The sequence below is a fragment of the Maritalea myrionectae DSM 19524 genome (genome assembly GCF_000423365.1).
GTDB classification, from domain to species: domain Bacteria; phylum Pseudomonadota; class Alphaproteobacteria; order Rhizobiales; family Devosiaceae; genus Maritalea; species Maritalea myrionectae.
In genome coordinates this window covers 93,700-114,764 of record NZ_KE384009.1, presented here as the reverse complement: position 1 = coordinate 114,764, position 21,065 = coordinate 93,700, and the positions used below count along the sequence as shown (strand labels likewise).

Annotated in this window: 21 protein-coding genes; 10 read left to right on the top strand and 11 right to left on the bottom strand. The window is 53.3% G+C overall.

What is annotated here, in order from left to right; translation table 11 throughout:
• Nucleotides 1-5: 5 nt before the first annotated feature.
• Nucleotides 6-1,253, top strand: coding sequence for an O-antigen ligase family protein (locus G549_RS0118210; protein ID WP_036223612.1), 1,248 nt, complete (start codon nt 6-8; stop codon nt 1,251-1,253).
• A 111-nt stretch (nt 1,254-1,364) separates the two neighbouring features.
• On the opposite strand, the gene repC is transcribed toward G549_RS0118210, so the two are convergent.
• From repC to G549_RS0118185, 4 genes are all read right to left on the bottom strand, one after another.
• Nucleotides 1,365-2,564 (bottom strand): plasmid replication protein RepC, encoded by a 1,200-nt coding sequence (repC, locus tag G549_RS0118205; RefSeq protein ID WP_027836214.1) that lies wholly within the window; start codon nt 2,562-2,564, stop codon nt 1,365-1,367.
• Nucleotides 2,565-2,764: 200 nt separating this feature from the next.
• On the bottom strand, nt 2,765-3,769 hold the full coding sequence (gene repB, locus G549_RS0118200; RefSeq protein ID WP_027836213.1) for a plasmid partitioning protein RepB: 1,005 nt from the start codon (nt 3,767-3,769) through the stop codon (nt 2,765-2,767).
• A complete protein-coding gene (gene repA, locus G549_RS0118195; RefSeq protein ID WP_027836212.1) occupies nt 3,766-4,986 on the bottom strand; it encodes a plasmid partitioning protein RepA in 1,221 nt (406 codons plus the stop codon). The genes repB and repA overlap by 4 nt, the downstream gene beginning before the upstream one ends.
• A 375-nt stretch (nt 4,987-5,361) precedes the next feature.
• Nucleotides 5,362-6,327 (bottom strand): sodium-dependent bicarbonate transport family permease, encoded by a 966-nt coding sequence (locus tag G549_RS0118185; protein WP_027836211.1) that lies wholly within the window; start codon nt 6,325-6,327, stop codon nt 5,362-5,364.
• A 105-nt stretch (nt 6,328-6,432) separates the two neighbouring features.
• Between G549_RS0118185 and G549_RS0118180 the strand changes: the two genes are divergently transcribed.
• Nucleotides 6,433-7,341, top strand: a complete 909-nt coding sequence (locus tag G549_RS0118180) for a LysR substrate-binding domain-containing protein (RefSeq protein ID WP_027836210.1) — start codon at nt 6,433-6,435, stop codon at nt 7,339-7,341.
• A 3-nt stretch (nt 7,342-7,344) separates the two neighbouring features.
• Here G549_RS0118180 and G549_RS0118175 read toward each other — a convergent pair whose 3' ends face one another.
• On the bottom strand, nt 7,345-8,145 hold the full coding sequence (locus tag G549_RS0118175) for a glutathione S-transferase family protein (RefSeq protein ID WP_027836209.1): 801 nt from the start codon (nt 8,143-8,145) through the stop codon (nt 7,345-7,347).
• 23 nt (nt 8,146-8,168) lie between these two features.
• The gene (locus G549_RS0118170) at nt 8,169-8,546 is read right to left on the bottom strand and encodes a hypothetical protein (protein WP_027836208.1); all 378 of its coding nucleotides are present in this window, start codon (nt 8,544-8,546) and stop codon (nt 8,169-8,171) included.
• Nucleotides 8,547-8,650: 104 nt separating this feature from the next.
• On the opposite strand from G549_RS0118170, the gene G549_RS0118165 reads away from it, so the two are divergent.
• Nucleotides 8,651-9,622, top strand: a complete 972-nt coding sequence (locus tag G549_RS0118165) for a LysR family transcriptional regulator (protein WP_027836207.1) — start codon at nt 8,651-8,653, stop codon at nt 9,620-9,622.
• Nucleotides 9,623-9,787: 165 nt separating this feature from the next.
• Nucleotides 9,788-10,330: a hypothetical protein gene (locus G549_RS0118155; RefSeq protein ID WP_027836206.1), complete on the top strand. Its 543-nt coding sequence runs from the start codon at nt 9,788-9,790 to the stop codon at nt 10,328-10,330.
• 17 nt (nt 10,331-10,347) lie between these two features.
• Here the strand turns inward: G549_RS0118155 and arsH are convergent, their stop codons facing one another.
• The 5 genes from arsH to G549_RS0118130 all read right to left on the bottom strand — a co-directional run bounded on the left by arsH (nt 10,348) and on the right by G549_RS0118130 (nt 13,626).
• Nucleotides 10,348-11,070: an arsenical resistance protein ArsH gene (gene arsH, locus G549_RS0118150; protein ID WP_027836205.1), complete on the bottom strand. Its 723-nt coding sequence runs from the start codon at nt 11,068-11,070 to the stop codon at nt 10,348-10,350.
• Between the two features lie 7 nt (nt 11,071-11,077).
• Nucleotides 11,078-12,139 carry an ACR3 family arsenite efflux transporter gene (gene arsB, locus G549_RS0118145; protein WP_027836204.1) on the bottom strand — a complete coding sequence of 354 codons (1,062 nt, stop codon included), beginning with the start codon at nt 12,137-12,139 and terminating at the stop codon, nt 11,078-11,080.
• Nucleotides 12,140-12,646, bottom strand: a complete 507-nt coding sequence (locus G549_RS0118140) for an arsenate reductase ArsC (RefSeq protein ID WP_027836203.1) — start codon at nt 12,644-12,646, stop codon at nt 12,140-12,142. It lies immediately after the preceding gene.
• Nucleotides 12,636-12,986 carry an ArsR/SmtB family transcription factor gene (locus G549_RS0118135; RefSeq protein ID WP_027836202.1) on the bottom strand — a complete coding sequence of 117 codons (351 nt, stop codon included), beginning with the start codon at nt 12,984-12,986 and terminating at the stop codon, nt 12,636-12,638. Before G549_RS0118135 ends, G549_RS0118140 begins: the two co-directional genes overlap by 11 nt.
• A 67-nt stretch (nt 12,987-13,053) precedes the next feature.
• Complete coding sequence (locus tag G549_RS0118130; RefSeq protein WP_117397169.1) at nt 13,054-13,626, bottom strand: helix-turn-helix domain-containing protein; 573 nt, start codon at nt 13,624-13,626, stop codon at nt 13,054-13,056.
• Nucleotides 13,627-13,804: 178 nt separating this feature from the next.
• On the opposite strand from G549_RS0118130, the gene G549_RS0118125 reads away from it, so the two are divergent.
• The 6 genes from G549_RS0118125 to G549_RS0118100 all read left to right on the top strand — a co-directional run bounded on the left by G549_RS0118125 (nt 13,805) and on the right by G549_RS0118100 (nt 21,053).
• On the top strand, nt 13,805-15,385 hold the full coding sequence (locus G549_RS0118125; protein WP_027836200.1) for an ABC transporter substrate-binding protein: 1,581 nt from the start codon (nt 13,805-13,807) through the stop codon (nt 15,383-15,385).
• 85 nt (nt 15,386-15,470) lie between these two features.
• Nucleotides 15,471-16,412: an ABC transporter permease gene (locus G549_RS0118120; RefSeq protein ID WP_027836199.1), complete on the top strand. Its 942-nt coding sequence runs from the start codon at nt 15,471-15,473 to the stop codon at nt 16,410-16,412.
• Complete coding sequence (locus G549_RS0118115; protein WP_027836198.1) at nt 16,413-17,264, top strand: ABC transporter permease; 852 nt, start codon at nt 16,413-16,415, stop codon at nt 17,262-17,264.
• Between the two features lie 9 nt (nt 17,265-17,273).
• Entirely contained in the window at nt 17,274-18,269 is a 996-nt protein-coding gene (locus G549_RS21040) for an ABC transporter ATP-binding protein (RefSeq protein WP_051214130.1), read from the top strand.
• Nucleotides 18,266-19,252, top strand: a complete 987-nt coding sequence (locus tag G549_RS0118105; protein ID WP_027836197.1) for an ABC transporter ATP-binding protein — start codon at nt 18,266-18,268, stop codon at nt 19,250-19,252. The genes G549_RS21040 and G549_RS0118105 overlap by 4 nt, the downstream gene beginning before the upstream one ends.
• A gap of 10 nt (nt 19,253-19,262) precedes the next feature.
• Nucleotides 19,263-21,053, top strand: a complete 1,791-nt coding sequence (locus G549_RS0118100; RefSeq protein WP_027836196.1) for an aminopeptidase P family protein — start codon at nt 19,263-19,265, stop codon at nt 21,051-21,053.
• The last annotated feature ends 12 nt before the right edge of the window (nt 21,054-21,065 follow it).

The following is a 21,065-nucleotide window of genomic DNA, read 5'->3' as shown; positions in this document are numbered from 1 at the left end:
AAAAAATGAAAAATGTTGTAATCAATTTAGTTCATATCATTTTTCTGGTTGGGTGTTTCATCCTGCCAATGATATTTGGTTCGGCGGCAGGTGCCGCAGCACTTCTCATCAGCTTAGGCTGGACGATTTATCTTTTATTCTTGAGAAATTACAACGTTCCAACACACCAGTTTCAGATTATTTGGACCTGCATTGCACCAATGTTTTTCATTATTTTCAGTTTATCTAGTATTGGCTGGGATTCAATGAAATATGGCTTCAACACAATAGCGTTTGTATTAGCCCTTGGTGTTTTTATACATTTCAGTTCATATAGAATAAAAAGTTATATGGAATATCTACCTTTATTTGCGACGTTAGGTCTTTTATTTGGAGTTATTTGGGCCCATCTTCAACAAGATCTTGAAATTACGAGAAGACTAACACCACTTATTGGCGGAGGATCTAATCTGGCAGCGCGAATTGCAATTTTGCTTGCTGCGTTTTCCACCATTTTCATATTATTGAACCACACCAAATTGATGAAGGCAGCTGTGTATGTCATCATTCAAATCCTGACTATACTTTTGGTAATTTACGCAGGATCACGTGGAGCCCTATTGGCAATTCCTATCCTCATCGTTGCACCAATTATTTTTGTTTTGCCTTGCCTTTGGCTAAGATCAGTTGCTGTATGGATTTGCATTTTTGCAATGATTGGCATTGCAATATTTGGATTTTCGTATTTTGACCCAAACGAATTGGCGAGTGACCTTAAAACGCGACTATTGTCAGTCGCAAATGGCGAAGGTATGGATGCCTCGACTGAACGTCGCTATCAAATGTGGCAGGTGGCGTTTCAATCTTTCCTCGAACATCCGATAATCGGCACAGGTTGGCATAGTTTCATTGAAGTTACAGAGGGCACAATACTGGAGAGTTATGCTGAAAATGGAAACTACTTCAATTTCCACTCCGACATCGCCAATTTTGCTGTTGCAGGCGGTATTATTGGCCTTTTACTTTATTTTCTGCTCTTGTTTGCACCGCTTATTTTCTGGGACACACCTAAAGATCATCCCTACTTCCGGGTGCGCCTTTATTGGGCCGTGATTATGCCTATCTTGTATCTTGTACTAGGCCTCACGGATATGGTGATGGGGTTTGACTATCCCACCATGTTTTACGCTTTTACCTTTGCGATTATCTGGGGGCTGACTGAACAAAAGAAGGGATCTGACATAAAAAATGGAGCACAAACTTTGGTGAATTAAACCGATCGGCACAGTTGAAGTCAACATTAGGAGCCATAGGATATAGCCCTTTCTTTTCAAAAAGATAGCAGAATGACATCTTGCTTCCGAGTGAGGAATGCGCGTGCTGTTCTAAAGTGCAAATTCTTCGTCTCTCGCTAAGCGGGCGAAGATACTGCGACCGAGATGGAGCGTGCCAATTTGTGCTTTTTTTGCCATGCCAGACAAATAGCCAGGTGGATTATTGACCTCACCAGCAATGTGTTTTTCGTAAGTTAGTCCAATAGCCACAGATGATGAATGAGGGCCTAGCTGTGTGGTTAGACGTGTCCAATGATCTGGAGCGATACCGATCATCAATCCCATTTGCTGTGAAGCCCTTCTTAAATCCTCCCAACCTCGGAGCGGACCACAAAGCTCTGTTGCTAGCTTTAAATAGTTGGGGCAGGCTTGGGTGAATGTTTCAAATGTAAACCCACGCTCTGACGGTTCATTATTTGGCACATCTGGTTTGGCTTTACAGTTTGAATGAGATTGAATTGTATTTTGTATGTGGGGTTCAATTTTGAGCTGACAGGGGTTCGCTTCTGTGGCGATTTTTTCAGATGAAACTATTTGTGTTGAGGCCAAATCCAATGCCCTGGCGAATAAATTTTCGATAATGTGATAGAGATTTGTGAGTTTCTCCACAATCGCATTCAGTGTCCCCTGCCCGTTTTTTGATTTCGGCAAATTGGAAAGCAGTTCATTGAACTCTCGCTCCAATCGTTCCCATGGACCTGAGAGACCGGCTTCAAGGGCCTCCACAAGCCGTGTCCGGATGGTACGGCGGGTGCAGGTAAGCTTTTTGCGCAATTGCTGCTCTACGGCTCGTTCAGCCATGATTTTGTGGTGAAGCGCCTCCAACTCCCCTGCCCTAGCGGCCAAGGGGCTGAGATCAAACCCATAGGCCTCCACAATGCGCCCTGCCCCATCGCGGTGGCCATAACGTTTGCCATTTGGACTGTCGTGGAAACTGATGAGCCCGAGTTCACCCAAGCGGCGCAAATGGCGTTTAAGGGCTGGCAGACTAAACCCTGTCTGATCCATCAAATATTGATTGGACGGCCATACAATTGCGCGTTGCCCCTCTTCCCAGTCTTGGGGCTTTGAAAAGGCAAATAGAATATCGAGCAACATAAGTTGCGCAGGTTTCATGCCGATATGCGCCGCCACTTTTTTTACAGCTATGATTGCCTTCGATTTGGGTACAGAAAGCCCCTCGCCGACTTGCGCATGCATCTCTGCAGCCACAAGGCCCGGCGTCGGCTTGCGCCAACCTAAATTTTGCATGGTTTTTTAAAATTCAGACAAAGAAATACACCCTGCCAAACATGAATGCTTGACATTTTTTTCCGAAAGTGATTCCTTGATAGGTGCTTAAGTTATCGAGGAAGGCTTTCGAACCGTCGGGTTTGGAGGCCTTTTTCTTTGCTTAAATTTCCTTTCCTGGTTCGTTGTGGTTTAAAAACCTTGTCAGTTGACAAGGTCTGTTATTGCCCTTTGCGGAGCTGGTTGTATTTGGCCAAAAGCGCATCCATCTCGCGCTCTAAAAAACTGGCAAATTCAACCTGATGTTGCTTCTTCAGTTTGATGCGAACCTCGTTTTTGCCTTTTTGCATGGTGCCCACTTCTCCAAGCGAAACTGATGGCGCGCGGGCCTTCGTTGGCTTTTCCGGTTTGGCAAGCTTTATAATAAGGCCGAATCGGTCATCCGGGGATAAGTTTTTTTGCACCTTGTCAGCTGACAAGGTTTCCAAAAGCTGGTTTTCGTCGGTGCCGTCCTTCAAACAATCAGCCAGTTCAATCCAGCGTGGTCGACCAATGCCTGGCGCGCGGCCAATCAGTTGGATCAGTGGCGTGCCCACCTGTTTGATGACATAGCGGAATTTAGACAGCTGGGCGTCATCAACACTCAGCGCCGCTTTAATGTCCTTGGGCTTGAGGCCGGCGCGATGCATTTCATCTGCAAACAGGGCGCGTTCAATCCAGCTTAGATCCTGCCGGTTAGCGTTTTCGATGCCTTGGGCGACCACAAGGTCACGATCAGAATAATCGACCAAGATCGCTTTGACGGGCAGCCCCAATTCTTTCAGGGCCCGCCACCGACGATGGCCATAAACAATCTGATGACGGTCCGGCTGTCGTGGGTGCATGCGCACGGTGATGGGGACCTGTTGGCCCTCATCGCTCAAGCTTTGTTTGAATTGATTGAATGCCTCCACATCATCGTCCGGCAAACGATCCTGAAATGGCGACGGGTCGATCTTATCGGCATCAAGCCTTAAAATCTTGTCCGCGCTCTGCGCGTCCGCCAGCAATTGGTCGCGTTCTTCTCGTAATTGAGAAAGCGTGCGTTGTGTGGTGCCAATAATGCCTGCGGCAACCCGGCCCGGCGTCTTTTGTTTTTCGTCAGGTTTTGGGTCGGGCGTGTTGGTTTTCGGTGTGTCGCCCGTTAAATCGCCAAAGCTAGAAACAATGGATTTGCGCTTGCTCATTTTCGTCCCCATGCATCATGGATTAAATCGAGCATGGCGCCATTGACCAAATCCATGGCTTCGCGCGCCCGCTTCAATGTGTTGCGCTGCACTTCGCCCGCTTCCACTTCATAAATGGAACGCTTGCCCAATCCAGCCGCTTCCACGGCTGTGCTTTCAAGTGCCGTGGGCAACAACACATCAGTGGCAAAGAGGTGGCGCAATAGCCCCACAATTTGCGCTTGCGCCTGATCGTTCGGGTCGTGGCGCGTCACCAAATAGCGCATAAAATCTTTTTGCATGGTGGCGCCTGCATTGCGGATCACGCCCACAAGGTCGCCCATCATCAGCAAAAATTGGTTCATGGACGCCACGTCCATCATCGCGGGGTGCACAGTGACCAGCAGACCGGTGGACGCATAGAGCGAGGCGAGGGTCAAATAGCCAAGGGAAGGGGGCGTGTCCAAGATCACGATGTCATAATCATCGTCGACCTGTTTTAGCGCCTGATCCAGTCGTTCAAAAAAGATCGATCCATGATTGTTTTCGTTGAGCGCCAGCACCCGCGGCGTGTCATATTCAAACTCCATCACCTCAATATTGCCGGGAATCAGATCCAAGCCGGGGAAATAGGTTTTGCGGATTACTTCGCGAATGGGGCGTTGTTGATCGTCATAGCGCAAGGCAGCATAAATGGTTTCGTTGCTGGCCACATCAAATTCTGGCTGGGTGCCGAACATGGCGGACATGGAGGCTTGCGGGTCCAAATCAATGGCCAAAACCCGATAGCCATGTAGCGCCAAATAATGGGCGAGGTGCACGCTTGAAGTGGTTTTTGCGCTGCCGCCTTTAAAGTTGGCGATGGCCAAAACCTGCATATGTTCACCGTCGCGCCGATGCGGCAGATAGGTGAGGGCATCATTGGGGTTTTTCTCGGCAAAGTATTGCCGCAGCTCGTTAATTTGCTCCAGCGTATAGGCGCGGTGGTTGTTTTCCAGCCGTTCAGGGGTGGGGCCTTTGCCCTCAATGGAAAGGGTGCGCAAACTGGACTCTGAAATCGAGGTGAGCTTCGCCACCTCCGGCGTCATAAAACGGCGCAAAGATTTTTGCGCCTGCGGCGGATACATGCGCTCGCGCAGATTTTGCAACTGATTTGACAGCATCTCTGCATGCCGCAAAATCTTGTCGACGGAGTCTTCCTCATTTGGGTTGACGCTGATTAAATCTTCTGTTGCCATTTTCTGCTCTGACGTAAAAAATCACTTGGACGGTCTTTTTGCGTCAGAAAGTTGCCACAGATTCGTGATTCCGTCCAGAAATTTAAGGTTAATGCTTGGTTAAGGGGTGGGCAAGGCCTCTAAGTGGTCCCGGATCACTAAAGATATGCCGTGGGGCACTCGCGCATATCATGCCATTCCGCCCTCAAAAATGTGCCAAAATTCGTTCAAACACGACAGGGCCGTACACCCATTTTTCGCGGCCTACGGCCGCGTTTCGCTTTGGAACAAAGCGGGTCGAAATTTTTGGTTTTTGGGGCCGATTCTGCGGGTATCCTAGCATTTGTTGGGGCAAGGCCATAGGGCCGGGCACCCAATGGGCGCCCGGCGGGTGTGTTAGATCATAGCTAAGGCGAGATAAAGGGGCAGGCCGAAGGTGAGGTTGAAGGGGAAGGTGATGCCCAGGGAGAGGGATAAATAAATCCCGGATTTGGATTGGGGCAGGGCCAACCGCATGGCGGCGGGGACTGCGATGTAGGAAGCTGAAGCGTTCAGCACCATAAACAGGAAGGTGCCGCCGGTGGATAGCCCGATGGGTTGCGCTACGGCCCAGCCGATCAGGGCGCCGAGCAGGGGCATGATGATGCCGAACGCTAGAATGCCCCAAGAAAGGTCTGCGCGGTTCAACAGGAGGCTGCGGCCGGCCGATAGGCCCATATCCAGCAAAAACAGGCACAAGACGCCGGTAAAGGGCAGCACAATGAAAGGTTCGATCTGCGCCAGGCCGGGTTTTCCCGTTGCGGCACCGATCAAAAAGGCGCCCACCAGCAGCACTATGGAGCCATTGGCAAGAATGTGCCGCGCCAAATTCGCGTCCACCTTGGTTTGGCTTTTGCCGCGGCTGGCAAGCCAAAGGGCGGAAACGATGGCGGGTGCTTCCATGATCGCGGCCACCGCGACCAGATAGCCTTCGCTGTCCATGCCGCTGGTTTCCAGCAGGCTGGCGGCGGTGACAAAGGTGACGATTGAAATGGAGCCGTAGTGGCCAGCCACGGCGGCGGCGTTGATCCGATCCAGCTTGGTGATGGCGCGCAACAGGGCATAGGCCAAGACGGGCAACAGGAGGGACAGGAGCGCACCCGCTGCCAAACTTGCGAGCAATTGCCCGGATATCCCGCTTTCTGCCACGCTGACCCCGCCTTTAAACCCGATGGAGAGCAGCAAATAGATCGACATGACCTTGGCCGCACCCTCGGGAATGGACAAGTCGCTGCGGGCAAAAGCAGCCACCAAACCGAGCACGAAAAACAAAATGGTGGGGGCCATTAGATTGCTGGCCAACATGTCGAGGGAAAAGGTCATCAATTCTCCTTTCAAGAGGGGGCGGATTTGAACCGGTCCTGCTCTTGACGGAGTTGGGATATAATTACAAATATATATAAACGTTGATATGCATAGGATGAAGCTATGGTAAGGCCGACCATTCGCCAGCTCGAATATATTGTGACGGTTGCTGATGTGGGGCGCATTGGCGCGGCGGCGGCCAAGCTGCATGTGAGCCAGCCCAGCCTTTCAGCGCAATTGGCGGAAGTGGAGGCTGACCTGGGGGTGGCGTTGTTTCATCGGGATCGACGCGGGGCGACACCCACTGAAGAGGGGCGTGAAATTGTGCGCCGGGCGCGGCTTATCTTGCGCGATTTGGCGGATTTGCGGGCGGCGGCGAGCGGGGGAGGGGCCTTTGTGGGCCGATTGCGCCTGGGCGTTCTGCCCTCGATCAGCCCCTATTTGCTGCCCAATGTGGTGAAGCGGCTGCACTCAGATTATCAGGATTTGCGGCTTGTGGTGCGCGAAGAAAGCACGCGGGACCTGGATGAGGGCCTGCGCTCGGGGCGGTTGGATATGATCATTTCCACGCCGGAAGATCATGCTTCCGGGTTGGCCACGCCCTTGTTTAAAGAGCGTTTGTGGGCGGCGCTGGCGCTTGATGATCCGCTGGCGAAAAGCGGGGCGGCGATCCGGTTGGATAAGCTGGCCAACCGCACCTTTTTGACGCTTGGCCCGCAACATAGGCTGTCGCACATTGTGGCGGGATTGGCCGGGCAGGTGGGTGGACATCTCTCTGACGAATATGAAGGCACCAGTTTGGACGCGATCCGCGCCATGGCCGCCGCTGGGGTGGGGGTGGCGATTTTGCCCGAAATCTACACCAAAACTGAAGCCCAACGCGGCACGGATGTCCGGCTGCGCCGGATTGATGTTGCCCGGGCTCAGCGGGATATTGCCCTCGTGGAACCACACCGCAGCACGGCCAGCCAAAAAAGCGGGGCACTGGCGCAAGTGTTGCGCGAGGAAGCCGCCAAACTGCTCAGCAAGTAACAATCAGGCTGTCAGGCCCAATTCCTGATCACTCGCGCGATGCGCATATTTATCCTTTGGCGGCCACGGCCGATCGCGCCAATCGGGCGTAAACGCAAAGCTCGATTTCTCACGTCCCGCCAACAGCGCCCCATTGCCGGCCCCCAAGGCGTAATCATAATAGAGTTTCACAATTTCTTCGCGGCTGACCTGTTGTGTCGCCGCGTGAGCAACGCAGGCATTGCGCAATTTTAACAGCCGGGCAAACTCTTCTGTTTGCGGGATGTCGAAATCCTCAAAATAGTCCAGAAACCAGAACCGCATAAACAGTGGCGTATAGACGGCTTCCGCCAGCCCAAACTCTTCAAAAAGGAAAGTGTTGTTGGGGCTATGATGGGCCAGAAAATCGTTTAGCGTGCGATAATGGCTGAGCATTTTATCGATATAGGATTGCCGCTCGTCAGGCTTCTGGTTCATCACCATCATATAGCCGGTCATGGTCAACGGCCCTTCAAAGGCAATCAGCATATTTTCAACCGCATGGCGCAGCGGATCTTGCTGGCGTATCGGCTTGTCCCCGATCACTTCGTCCAGATAGCGCAGGATCACCAGGCTTTCTTTCAAGATGTCCCCATCCGCCGTTTCCAAAACGGGGAGGGATGTTGTGCCGCGCGTTTTGGCCAGCAATTCCGGGTCGCGCGGCTTGGTGATGTCCACCACATGAAAGTCAACTGCGTCTTGCTGACCTTTTAGGTCCAGCAAGATTTCAAGCCGTTGGGAAAAAGGACAAACCGGAATGTGGTACACGTTGATCTTTTGGCTCATTTGGTCTGTCCTTTTCGATTGGTTTATTGCTTTACGCCCACACCATGACGCAGGATCATAAAGATGAATAGGCCCATTGTGGCAATGGTGACAATTGACCCCACCTTAGCCAAAGTTTCCCCCGCGCCGCTGATGGCCATGGCAATGCCGGGCACCAAGATGATCACCGCCAACAGGCTGATGCCCAAATGGATGGGCGCGAGTTTTGTTTGGGCGGCACCGGGCGTTAGCGCGTAATAAATGCCGTAAATTGTGAGCGTGACAAAACCGATCAGGTTCAAGTGCCCATGGGCAGGCGACAGGGTGTGATCATGGGTGGCAGACATTTGAATGCCCCATGCCATGCCCGCCAGCGCACAAAGCGCGCCTGCGGCAAAAAACCATTTTGATAAATCTCTCATTCTTCCTCCTCCATTTTCTGAACCAGAGCTCTCCCATTGCCCAATTGTTAAAACTGACGCTAAAATAAGCCAAATTGATTTTGCTTATTTAGGTTATTGATCAGATGAATTTCGCGACTTTTGATCTGAATTTGATGCGGGTGTTGGACGCGCTGTTGCGCGAGCAATCCACGGTGAAGGCGGCGCAAAAACTGAACTTGTCGCAATCAGCGGTCTCCAGTGCGCTGTCGCGCTTGCGGCATACGCTTGATGATCAATTGTTTATTCGTCGGGGCAACCGACTGGTGCCCACCGACTATGCGCAGAAAATTGCGTTGCCCTTGCGGGAGGAGCTGGATCGGCTTGAAGCGCTGTTCGCGCAACCGAAATCTTTTGACCCTTCCGCGGAGCATATGGATTTCCGCATTGCCGCGTCTGATTTTTTTGCTGAGCTTTTGATGCCGGTCCTCGCCAACGATATGGCAAGTGCCGCTCCTAACATACAACCCAAATTGATTGATTTGGTGCCCGATCGCTATATTCAAACGGTGGAGCAGGGCAGTTCCGATTTGGCATTAATTCCAGATGAAACCGTGGGCAACTGGGCAGAAAAAGAGTTTCTGTTTCACTCGGCCTTCGCCGTGATCGCAAGGCGAAATCACCCTGCGCTTCAAAAAGCCAACATTAAAGCCGGCGAATTGATGCCGCTGGATTTATTCTGTGCGCTGCGACATGCCCTGTTTTCGCCAGAAGGCAACTCCTCCGCCATGGGCGATGCCGCCTTGGCCAAACTTGGCCGCACGCGAAAGGTGGGCATGACCTTGCAGGTTTTTTCCGGCGTCTGCCGCGTGGTGAGCGAAAGCGATATGATCGCGCTGATTCCCTGGCAGTTGGGTCAAAAATGGGCCGATCAGATGCAGCTCGACATTTTTGTGCCGCCCATGCATGTCCCCGTCGTCAAAATTGTCGGCGTCTGGCACAAACGCTCCACCAACAACCCAGCCCACCGCTGGGTCCGCGAGCAAATCTTTGCAGAAATGAAAAAGCTGGATGCGATCCAGCCCGACCTGTCCGCATGGCCGCAGGCTGGGGCGTAAGAAGTCGCTGAACAACTGATAGACGGTAAGGGGTCGACGCGTGTCTTTGCCGGCCCATATCGACAAATGCGGCGCGATGATTGATACTTCTCAGCAATATTTTGAAGCATTTGGGCTGCACCCTTTTTACGACCACGATTTTTTTGAATTTTATTGAGACATTTTATGAGACTTTTGACCGTACTTCTCGGCTTGCTTGTGACTGTTCCCCTCACCGCGTGCACCTCACTCAACGAAATGACGCTCAGAGATATTTCTAGTCCCGAGCCGGTGGCGATGAGTGTAACGACCGAAGTGAACCCGCATAGCGGATTGAAGAAGTTCGGGACCAAACCCGTCTATTTAAGGACCAAGAATAATGACATTCTCTACTTACTAAGGGGGTGGCGAAAGTCTGAGTCCAACGCGTTTAAGTCAGCACAAATTTATGTGACCTTTCCCTTGTTGGACAATTGGGTGTTTTTTGACGCGGCGCATAGCGAAGGCAAGGCTTTGGACGTCACGGTGTTAAGCCGCAACGTTAGAAGCTGCTCACAAGATGGGTGCAACATAAGTGAAAGCATCGCCATTCACCTGACGCAGGGTCAATTGCGCCAATATGCCAAAACGGGTTTTTTAGGCGAGATAAGTGGTCGGAACGGAGCTGTTGTCCTCCGCATTCCGGCTAAGTTTTTCCAAGGCTTTTTGATGCGATTTGATGCCGTCTAGCGGCGACCAAAATTCCCCTAAATCGCCTTCATATTCACCCGTTTTGAAAGCTCTTCCGCGCTTTCCACGCGCTCGGAATAACGGTCAACGAGATAGTCGGCTGTGCCGCGGGTGAGGAGGGTGAATTTCATCAATTCTTCCATCACGTCCACGACCCGATTGTAATAAGGGGAGGGGAACATGCGGCCCGCTTCGTCGAACTCATTGAAGGCTTTGGGGACCGAGGATTGGTTGGGGATGGTGATCATGCGCATCCACCGGCCCAGCACCCGCATTTGATTGACGGTGTTGAAACTTTGCGAGCCGCCGCAGACCTGCATCAATGCCAAGGTGCGGCCCTGGGTGGGGCGCACGCCACCGATGGGGGCGAGGGGGAGCCAGTCGATCTGGGTTTTCATCAGCCCGGTCATATTGCCGTGCCGCTCCGGCGAGCACCAGACTTGCGCTTCTGACCAAAGCGAGAGTTCGCGCAACTCCTGCACCTTTTCATGCTCTACATTGTCTTCATCCACCAGCGGGAGACCTTTGGGATTGAAGAGTTTCACTTCCGCACCTAAGGCTTCCAATATCCGCGCCGCTTCCTCGGTCAGAAGCCGGGAGAAGGAACGTTGGCGCAAAGAACCATAGAGCATCAGCACGCGCACTGGATGGGCGGGCTGGGCCGCGAACAATTTGCTGTGGTCAATCGGGTGCAGCTGGTCGGCGACCAGATTGGGCATATCGGGTTTTGGATCGGTCATTGGGTTGTTATCCGGGGAAATGTTGCTTGGTGCGGTTGGCCAGGGCGACGAGTGACAGCATCACCGGCACTTCCACCAACACGCCGACCACGGTTGCGAGGGCCGCGCCGGAATTGAGGCCGAACAGGCCAATGGCGACCGCGACCGCCAGCTCAAAAAAGTTGGAGGTGCCGATGAGGGCACAGGGCGCGGCGATGCGGAAGGGTACCTTCATTTTCCATGCGGCCAGATAGGCTACTGCAAAAATGCCATAGGATTGCAGCAACAAGGGAATGGCGATCAACAGGATCAACAGGGGGTTGGCCAAAATAACATCGCCCTGAAAGCCGAATAACAGCACCACGGTGGCCAACAGCCCGGCAATGGAGGCGGGCTTGAGTTTGGCGGTGAACTCATCAACGGCAGCAACACTATGCGCGCGGGCGATCAGCGCTTTGCGGGTGAGATAACCCGCCACAAGCGGCACCAGCACATAAAGCACCACGCTCAACACCAGCGTGTCCCACGGCACGGGAATATTGGTGACGCCCAACAGCACCGCCACGATGGGGGCATAGGCGAAGATCATAATGAGATCATTGACGCTGACTTGCACCAAAGTGTAGTTCGCATCGCCCTTGGTGAGGTGGGACCACACAAACACCATGGCAGTGCAGGGCGCGGCGCCCAACAAAATCAGCCCGGCAATATAGCCATCAGCTTCGGCAGGGGGGATGAAGGCCGCAAAGATATATTTGAAAAAGACGACGCCCAACAGCGCCATGGTGAAGGGCTTGATTAGCCAGTTCACCACCAAGGTGATCGCTAGGCCCTTCGGTTCTTTCGCCACATCTTTGATGGAGCTGAAATCGACCGATACCATCATCGGATAAACCATCGCCCAAATCAAAATCGCCACAGGCAGATTGACTTTGGCCACTTCCAACTGCGCCAGAAACTGCACCAATCCGGGCATCACTTGCCCAAGACCGATGCCGACAATGATGGCGAGGGCGACCCAGATGGAGAGGTATTTTTCAAAGGTGCCAATGCCGCCCGGCGCGGCGGTGGTTTGCTTTGGGGATGACATTTATGCGTCCTCTTTCATCTGGCCGATGGCCATCATTTCTTGTTTTAATGCAGTGGGGTCAAGCTGATCGAAAGGTAATGCTAGGAACCGCGAAATCCGCGCTTGCAATTGGTCATAGGCCAGATCAAACGCAGCTTCGACCGCCTTCGGCGGCGCGGTCACCGCGGCGGGATCTGGAATGCCCCAATGGGCGGTGGTCGGTTTGCCAGGCCAAATCGGGCAGGTTTCGCCAGCGGCATTGTCGCAAACCGTAATGATATAATCGAGCGTTGGCGCATCGGCCCCGGCAAACTCGTCCCAGCTTTTAGATCGAGCAAAGCCTGTATTGATCCTATGCTTTTCCAGTGTTTTTAGAGCTTGGGGGTGCGGCGCGCCTTTGGGCTGCGACCCGGCGGAAGAGGCAATAAAGTCTGGGGCGCCGAGATGGTTGAACAGCCCTTCGGCCAAAATAGAACGGGCTGAATTGCCCGTGCACAGAATGAGAATGTGAGCGGCTTTACGCGTCATCGCAATTGTCCGTTGAACAGGTGATTTGTTGAATAAATGGCTGGCATAATTGCGGCTGGCCACCACAACAATCTTCCAGCAAAAAGGAAAGCATGGCGGTGACCCCATCCATATCCGCATAATAGCGAATAGTGCGGCCCTCGCGCTGGTTTTTCACCAGGCCCGCATTCAGCAGCACCGAAAGATTGGCCGACATGGTGTTTTGCTTAACCTGCAGCTTTTCGCCAATTTCCCCTGCCAACAGCCCATCCTCACCGGCTTTCACCAGCAGGCGGAACACGTCAAGCCGGGTGGCTTGGCTCAGGGCGGCAAAGGCCTGGGTTGATTTGTTTGTATCCATATATCATGAATAATTGATATATTTGAGTGGGTCAACCGACTTTCCGAAAAAGGGAATAATCGATGGCCTAGTGGCTGGTCATGGGGTGAGAGCTCACCCAGAGTTCAACGCTTTCTTCAGCGCTCACCACCTTGGAGAAATGTGGTTCTGTGGTGTCATGATGGATCGTGTCGCCGGGCTTCATATGATAGATCTTGTCGTCCAAATGATATTCCAGTTCACCGGATATCAAATAGCAAAATACTTCGCCCTTATGCTGCATCTTCTCCGCCACATGCCCTGGTGGTCGATGAATGATGCAGGGGTAAAACAGGGCACCCGAAAATCCTGGCCCGAGCTTTTCATACCAACGGCCATTTTCCCCCAAGCTATAACTTTGACGCTCATCAGCTTTGGTGAGCGGTTCAAACGGTTCGCTCACATTCAGCAATTGCTCGATAGAGGTGTTCAGCACCCGCGCAATCCGCATAAAGGACGACAGAGATGGCGCGCTGATGCCGCGTTCCACTTGCGAGATAAAGCCCACCGTCAGCTCGGTGGCGTCGGCCACATCCACCAACGTTTTGCCCAAGGCTTTACGGCGCCGCCGAATGGCAAAACCGATTTCTTCATTGCTGGGTTCGGGACGGGAATTGCTCACGGTGGGACCTTTCGAAAAACGCGGCTGAAAAGCCAATGTGCAACGGCAGCACTCGAAAGACAAGTCCTATAGCATTACTATAATAAATTTTAGCTTGACTAAATAAGAATAGGTCGTCAGTTTGAATTGGATACAATCTGCAATAGTGCAAAATTCATCTCTGAGGGAGGAAACTAGGATGAAAAAACTATTGATGGCGACCGTAGCTGCCGCCGCAATGTTTTCAGCAGTGCCCAGCATGGCCATTGAACGCGGCGGGTCTTTGACCTTTGCGCGCTATGATGATTCCACGCTGATCGACCCAATTTACGCTGACCGCAATCCAGATATTTGGATGGTCACCAACCTTTACGACACTTTGTTGCGCACCGAGGCGGACGGCAAAACCGTGACCTCTGGTTTGGCCGAAAGCTATGATGTGGCTGAAGACGGGCAAAGCGTGACGCTGACCTTGCGTGACGGCATCAAGTTCTCTGATGGTACGCCGATTGAGGGCAAAGATGTTGTCTTCTCGCTTACCCGTGCCTCGGATGCCGATCTCAGCCCATGGGCTGGATTGCTGAGTTCAATTGACGAGGTGACCGCCGATGGCAACCAAGTCACCATCAAGCTGAACCGCCCCGACCCAACCATCGTTTTGATGTTGGCCACGTTCAACACCGCCATTGTTTCGGCTGATGCGTTTGAGGCAGCGAACGGTGAAACGGATCAGGAAAAGGCTCAAAGCATCGCGATTGATGGCTTTGTGGGGTCCGGTCCCTTCATGATGAAATCCCATCAGCGCGGCACCTTGATGCAGTTCGGGGCGAACCCGCATTATTGGCGCGAAGGCGAAGATGGCGAACCCTTGCCTTATATGGATGGCATCAACTTCCTAGTGATCCCCGACGATGCGACCCGCATTTTGAAACTGCAGGCTGGTGAAGTCGATGGCGCTGAATTTATCCCGTTTGCCCGCGTGGGTGAATTGGAAGCGGATCAGAACATCAATATGGAGCTGTTCCCGTCCACCCGTATTATCTATTCGCCGATCAACACCCGCGAAACCCGCGCCGATGGTTCTGCCAATCCGTTGGCGGATATGAAGCTGCGTCAAGCGCTTAACTATGCGACAGACAAGAACGCGCTGGTGCAATTGGTGCTACAAGGGGCAGGCAAGCCTGTTTCATCTGGCTTGATGGCGTCCACCACCCAATTGGCCACTGATAATGGCCCGATCTATCAATATGATCTGGATAAAGCCAAAGCGTTGATTGCCGAGGCGGGTGTGCCGGATGGTACCGAATTGACCCTGACCATTCTGGCAGGCTCGGCTGATGACGCGATCATTTTAAGTGCGTTGCAGCAAATGTGGTCACAGATCGGCATCGATTTGAATGTGGAACAGGTCGATGGACCCACACGTGGCGCGAAAAACCGCTCTGGTGAGTTCGACATTCACACCTATGGCTGGGTGAATGATGTGAACGACCCGGCGCAGGTGGCTGGCTGGTTGGGCTATTACCCAACAGCAAAAGCGGTCGGCACAGGCTGGAACAATGAAGAGTTCAACAGCCTTTATGAAGCCTCCAATGTGGAAATGGACCCGGCAAAACGCGCTGAACAATATGCGCGGATGCAGGACATCTACAATGAAGCAGCACCATTGCTCTTTATGTATGAAACGCCATTTGCGGTCGCTTTGTCCTCAGATGTGCAGGGCTATGTGCAAACCCCATTGGGCAATAATGAGTTCGCATCCACCTGGATCGATCGCTAAGTCCTCCTCCTATGGGTCTTCATCTCACTGACCCTAACCTCGGCATGTGGGCGCCTTGGCGCTCACATGTCCTTTGAGATCAATTATGTCGACCATATCCTATTTCTTTTCACGACTGTTGCAGATCATCCCGACCTTTTTGATTGTGATGGTCATTATATTTTTGCTGGTGCGCGCCTTGCCGGGCGACCCTGCCATTGCGATGGCCGATGCAAAGGCCACCACAGAACAGTTAGAGCAAATCCGCCAGCGTTTGGGGCTTGATCAACCGCTTTGGATGCAATTTGGCATTTTTGTCAAAAATGTTTTTACCGGCAATTTGGGCGATTCCATTCTGATGAAAGCGCCAGTCACTCAAGTGATTTTGGAGCGCTTGCCCGCCTCAGGCTTTCTCACCCTTTACGCGGTGCTGTTCTCTTTGCTGATTGCGGGGCCGTTGGCTTTTGTCGCCGCGCTTAACCGCAACACATGGCTCGACACATCCATTCGCACGGCGTTTCAAGTCGGGCTATCTACACCCGTCTTTTATATTGGCTTGTTATTGCTCACCTTTCTGGCCGCGCAGTTGCGCTGGTTTCCGGTGGGCGGGTATGGCACCACCTTTTTGGAACACATGTATCATTTGCTTTTGCCGGCGCTTACCGTGGCACTCTACACCTCTGCGATCATCATGCGCAATTTGCGGTCCTCGGTGATTGAAGTGGTAGATGCGGAATATGTGCAGTTCGCCCGCGCCAAAGGCCTGCCAGAACGAATTATTCTGGGTCGCCATGTGTTGCGCAATGCGTTGATTTCAACCGTCACCCTGTTGGGCCTGTCCATCGGCAATTTGATGAGCGGCACCTTGGTCACCGAAACCGTGTTTGCGGTGCCCGGCGTGGGCCGTTTGATGCTCGATGCGATCTTTGCCCGCGACTATCCGCTCATTCAGGGTCTCACGCTCACCTTCGCCGTGCTGGTGTCCATCATCTTTTTGCTCACGGATCTGATCCAGGCTTGGCTCGATCCCAGATTGCGGGTGGCGTAAATGGTCAAAAAACTCTTTTTCCGCTTGCCGCGTAAATCGCACATGGTGGCGCTCAAGCGCCCCAGCTTTTTGCTCGGCCTTTTTATTCTGATCAGTTCCATCTCGCTGGCACTGTTTCCAGATCTGTTCGCGCCTTATGATCCGAACGTGTTTGATTATACGGCGATCAAACAACCGCCTTCGGCGCTGCATTGGTTCGGCACCGACAATTTGGGGCGAGACACTTTTTCGCGGGTGATCTGGGCCTATTCGGTCAATATGCAAATGGCGCTGTTCGCCACCATTTTTTGCTTGGCCATCGGTATCTTTGTCGGGGCGTTGGTGGGCTATTATGGCGGGGTGGCCGATATGATTTTTGGCCGCTGCGTTGACGCGATCATCACCTTTCCCTTTTTGGTGTTGGTGATTGCGGTGGTCGCGGTATTGGGGCCGGGCCTCACCAATATGTATATCGCCATCACCCTTGTGGGTTGGGTCTATTATGCGCGGTTGATGCGCGCTGAAATCATGGGCCAACTCGGCAATGATTATGCCGCCGCGGGCAAGGTGATGGGCTATTCTGATCGCCGCATCATCTTCCGCCATTTGCTGCCCAACGCCATCACCCCGGTGATTGTCTATTGGATGACCGATATGGCGCTGGCCATTTTGCTCGGTTCTTCCCTTGGCTATCTCGGCTTGGGCGCGCAACCGCCCCAGGCAGAGTGGGGCGTGTTGATTGCCGAAGGGCGCAACTTCATCACCACCGCATGGTGGCTCAGCCTGATGCCGGGCATTGCGATTGTGTTGACGGGCCTAGGCTTTTCACTGGTGGGCGATGGCATCACCGATTTGATGCGGCCACGGGGATAGGGGACAGATATGACACAATCAAATTCAGCCCTTCTATCGGTCAAGAATCTCAGCACCTCCTTTCATGTGGGCGGGCAAAAACTCCGTGCGGTTGACGAGGTCAGCTTCGACCTAGCGGCGGGGGAAGTGCTGGGCATTGTGGGCGAAAGCGGTTCGGGCAAATCCATCACCTTGCGCTCCATTATGGGGCTGGCGCGACGCTATGGGGAAGTGACCGGCGAAGTGATGTGGCAAGGCGAAAATCTGGTCACCAAGCCCGAAGCGCAAATGCGCAAAATTCGCGGCAAAGACATTGCGATGATTTTTCAAGAACCCATGTCCTCGCTTAATCCGTTGCTGACAGTGGGCGTACAGATCAAAGAAAATCTGGTGGCCCACACAGAACTGGACAAAAAAGCACGGCACCTTCGCGCCATCGAATTGTTGGATCTGGTTGGGATTCCCGATGCATTGCGACGCTTGAATGATTACCCGCACCAGTTCTCCGGTGGCATGCGCCAACGGGTGATGATCGCCATCGCCTTGGCCTCCTCACCAAAATTGCTATTGGCGGATGAACCCACCACTGCGCTTGATGTGACCATTCAAAATCAAATTCTGAAATTGATTTTGGACCTGTCGCATGAGTTGGGCATGTCGGTGATTTTGGTGACCCATGATCTGGGCGTTGCGGCGCAAACCTGTGATCGATTGGCGGTGATGTATGGCGGCAAGCTGGTGGAAAAGGGAAGTACGCGCGATGTGCTGCGCAACCCGTTGCATCGTTACACCATGGGATTGCTGCAATCGGTGCCGGAAAATGTCGAGCCGCGCACCCCGCTCTTTTCGCTGCCGGGCACGCCGCCCAGCCTGATGAATTTGCCAAAAGGCTGCGCCTTTGCCCCGCGCTGCGCCCATGCTGTTGACGCTTGTGTCGAGACAAAGCCGCCACTTGAAGGTACGCAACATCAAGTCGCCTGTTTCAATCCCACCCAACCGCCCGTTGGGGCAGGGGGGCAATCATGACCGAAGTTCTCAAAACCGAGAATATCGTGCTGCATTTTGCCAAAAATCGCTCTCTTGCAGATTGGGTGATGCGGCGACCGCAGCATAAAGTGAAGGCGCTCAATGGCGTGTCGCTGCGGCTGGAAAAAGGCGAGACCCTTGGCATTGTGGGCGAAAGCGGGTGCGGCAAATCCACTTTGGCGCGGGTGCTCGCCGGGCTTTATCAACCGCAGCAGGGTGCGATTGAGTTTTATGGCGAGACCATCCTCAACGCCAAAGGCAAAGCTCAGCGCGACTATAACCGCCGGGTGCAGATGATCTTTCAAGATCCCTATTCGTCTTTGAACCCCCGGATGCGGGTGGGGGACATGTTGCGAGAGGCCCTGAGTGTGCACAAGATGCGCGCCGAACGTGACATCCCCGCCCGCATTGCCGAGCTGCTGGAACTGGTGCGCCTGCCGCAAGATGCGGCGGACAAATTCCCGCACCAATTTTCCGGTGGCCAGCGCCAGCGCATCGCCATCGCCCGCGCCTTGAGCGTTGAGCCGGAGGTGCTGATTGCCGACGAACTGGTTTCTGCCCTTGATGTGTCGGTGCAGGCGCAAGTGGTGAACTTGCTGCTCGGCTTGCAGGAAGAACTTGGGCTGACTGTTTTGTTTGTGGCGCATGATTTGCGCCTGGTGCGGCATGTGTCGCATCGGGTGGCGGTGATTTATCTCGGGTCTGTTGTTGAAATCGGCCCGGCGAAAGAATTGTTTGCCGCGCCGCGCCATCCTTATTCCGAAGCTTTGTTGAGTGCGGCCCCATCGCTCGACCCAGACGATAAGGGCAATGCCATTCCCCTCAAAGGCGAGTTGCCCAGCCCACTCAACATTCCCACCGGGTGCGCCTTTCATGGGCGCTGCCCCCTCGCAACAGATGTGTGCAAAACCACGTTGCCGCTATTGAAGGGCGACCCGGCAAAGGGTCAAGTGGCGTGTCACCATCGTGATCCGATTGAATGAAAGTCTTCCCATGTTGAATAGCTCCCCCCAAGCGAAGCGCCTGAGCGATATTCGCGACGCGCTGAAACGCCAAGATTTGGACGCGTTGATTGTGCCGCGCTTTGATGCCCATATGGCTGAATATGTGGCGGATTGCGACAAACGTTTGCTGTGGGCGACCGGCTTTTCCGGGTCCGCTGGGCTGGCGCTGATCACACAGGATCAGGCGGTCCTTTTTGTGGATGGGCGCTACACGGTGCAGGTGCGCGAGCAATGTCCGGAAGGCTTGTTTTCTTATCGTCATTTGCATGATCAACCTTTGGCGGATTGGCTCAAACATACCGAACAACGCGGTTTGCGCATCGGTTTTGATCCGATGCATATCCCTGCCAGTTGGCATAAGGACCTCTGCGCCGCCACGACCCAGTCGCACAATCATCTGATCGCGACCGAAGACAATATCATCGATCATCTCTGGACCGAACAGCCTGCCCCCGTTGCAGACAAAGCCCGCCCGTTTGGCGCGCAAATGAGCGGTGAACATTCTGCCATCAAGCGGAAACGCATTGCGGCGCATCTGGTGGCGCAAAACATTGATGTGCTGGTGGAAAACCAGCCCGACAATATCGCCTGGCTCTTGAACATTCGCGGCAACGACATTGCCTATAATCCCTTTATCAACTCGTTCCTGACCTTAGATCGGGAAGGGGCAGTGCAATGGTTTGTCGATCCGCAAAAGGTGCCGCAGGACCTGACCGACTTTGAGTTGGATGGCGTTGAAATCTGCGCGCCGGAACGGTTTTTGCCCGCCATAGCCGACCACGCGGCCAGCGACAAAGTTTTGGGCTATGACCCGCAATTCACCCCCGTTGCTGTTCAGTTTGCGGCAGGTGAGGGCGGTCAGATCAAGCATGGCCGTAGCGCCATCACCCTGACCAAAGCCATCAAAAATGCCACCGAGTTGGGCGGCATGCGCGATTGCCACAAGCGTGACGGCATTGCGTGGACCGAGCTTGGCGCATGGCTGCATGGGGAAGTGGGACCGCGATTTGAAGCGGGCAACCCGATCACCGAATTGGAAGTGGCGCAAAAGATTGAACAGCTGCGCGCTGAGCTGCCCGGTTTTGAACAACTCAGCTTTGATGTGATTTCTGGGGCCGGGCCAAATGGGGCCATGTGCCACTATAAAGTCACCGAGCAATCCAACCGTGCGCTCGACCCAAGCGAAATCTATTTGCACGATTCCGGTGGTCAATTTGCCGATGGCACCACCGACAGCACTCGGACCTATAATTTTAGTGAAACTTCACTTGAATTTCGCAAAAATTACACTTCGGTTTTACGTGGGTTTTTGGCGCTGGCGACTCTCAAATTTCCGCAAAAAACTTTCGGCCATCACATCGACGCCATCGCCCGCGCGCCGCTCTGGTCGATCAAAAAAGACTATGATCACGGCACGGGCCACGGGGTTGGCCACAATCTTTCCGTCCACGAGCAACCTCAACGCATCGGTCGCGCCTTCAATGATATGGAGTTGGTGCCCGGTATGGTGCTGAGCATCGAGCCAGGTTATTACGTGGCGGGTGAGTATGGTATCCGGATTGAAAACCTGTTCGAGATTATAGACTTAGGCGATGGCTTCTACGGGTTTGAAACGCTGAGCTATATGCCCATCGAAACTTCTTCAGTGATCCCTGAAATGCTCGCGCAACCGGAACGTGATTGGCTCAATGACTATCACAAAACATGTTTTGAATTGCTCAAGGATCAAGTTAGCGCGCAAGCGCAAATCTATTTGCAGCAGGTGACACAACCCATTTAAGGGGCAAGGGCG

Coding starts and splice junctions, on each gene's coding strand:
- G549_RS0118185 (WP_027836211.1), bottom strand. CDS start 6,327: ATGACCTTTTCCCTCGACATGTTGGCCAGCAATCTAATGGCCCCCACC.
- G549_RS0118155 (WP_027836206.1), top strand. CDS start 9,788: ATGAGACTTTTGACCGTACTTCTCGGCTTGCTTGTGACTGTTCCCCTC.
- repA (WP_027836212.1), bottom strand. CDS start 4,986: ATGGCAACAGAAGATTTAATCAGCGTCAACCCAAATGAGGAAGACTCC.
- G549_RS0118140 (WP_027836203.1), bottom strand. CDS start 12,646: ATGACGCGTAAAGCCGCTCACATTCTCATTCTGTGCACGGGCAATTCA.
- G549_RS21040 (WP_051214130.1), top strand. CDS start 17,274: ATGACACAATCAAATTCAGCCCTTCTATCGGTCAAGAATCTCAGCACC.
- G549_RS0118180 (WP_027836210.1), top strand. CDS start 6,433: ATGGTAAGGCCGACCATTCGCCAGCTCGAATATATTGTGACGGTTGCT.
- repC (WP_027836214.1), bottom strand. CDS start 2,564: ATGCAAAATTTAGGTTGGCGCAAGCCGACGCCGGGCCTTGTGGCTGCA.
- G549_RS0118105 (WP_027836197.1), top strand. CDS start 18,266: ATGACCGAAGTTCTCAAAACCGAGAATATCGTGCTGCATTTTGCCAAA.
- G549_RS0118175 (WP_027836209.1), bottom strand. CDS start 8,145: ATGAGCCAAAAGATCAACGTGTACCACATTCCGGTTTGTCCTTTTTCC.
- G549_RS0118125 (WP_027836200.1), top strand. CDS start 13,805: ATGAAAAAACTATTGATGGCGACCGTAGCTGCCGCCGCAATGTTTTCA.
- repB (WP_027836213.1), bottom strand. CDS start 3,769: ATGAGCAAGCGCAAATCCATTGTTTCTAGCTTTGGCGATTTAACGGGC.
- G549_RS0118115 (WP_027836198.1), top strand. CDS start 16,413: ATGGTCAAAAAACTCTTTTTCCGCTTGCCGCGTAAATCGCACATGGTG.
- G549_RS0118165 (WP_027836207.1), top strand. CDS start 8,651: ATGAATTTCGCGACTTTTGATCTGAATTTGATGCGGGTGTTGGACGCG.
- G549_RS0118100 (WP_027836196.1), top strand. CDS start 19,263: ATGTTGAATAGCTCCCCCCAAGCGAAGCGCCTGAGCGATATTCGCGAC.
- G549_RS0118120 (WP_027836199.1), top strand. CDS start 15,471: ATGTCGACCATATCCTATTTCTTTTCACGACTGTTGCAGATCATCCCG.
- G549_RS0118210 (WP_036223612.1), top strand. CDS start 6: ATGAAAAATGTTGTAATCAATTTAGTTCATATCATTTTTCTGGTTGGG.
- G549_RS0118170 (WP_027836208.1), bottom strand. CDS start 8,546: ATGAGAGATTTATCAAAATGGTTTTTTGCCGCAGGCGCGCTTTGTGCG.
- arsB (WP_027836204.1), bottom strand. CDS start 12,139: ATGTCATCCCCAAAGCAAACCACCGCCGCGCCGGGCGGCATTGGCACC.
- arsH (WP_027836205.1), bottom strand. CDS start 11,070: ATGACCGATCCAAAACCCGATATGCCCAATCTGGTCGCCGACCAGCTG.
- G549_RS0118135 (WP_027836202.1), bottom strand. CDS start 12,986: ATGGATACAAACAAATCAACCCAGGCCTTTGCCGCCCTGAGCCAAGCC.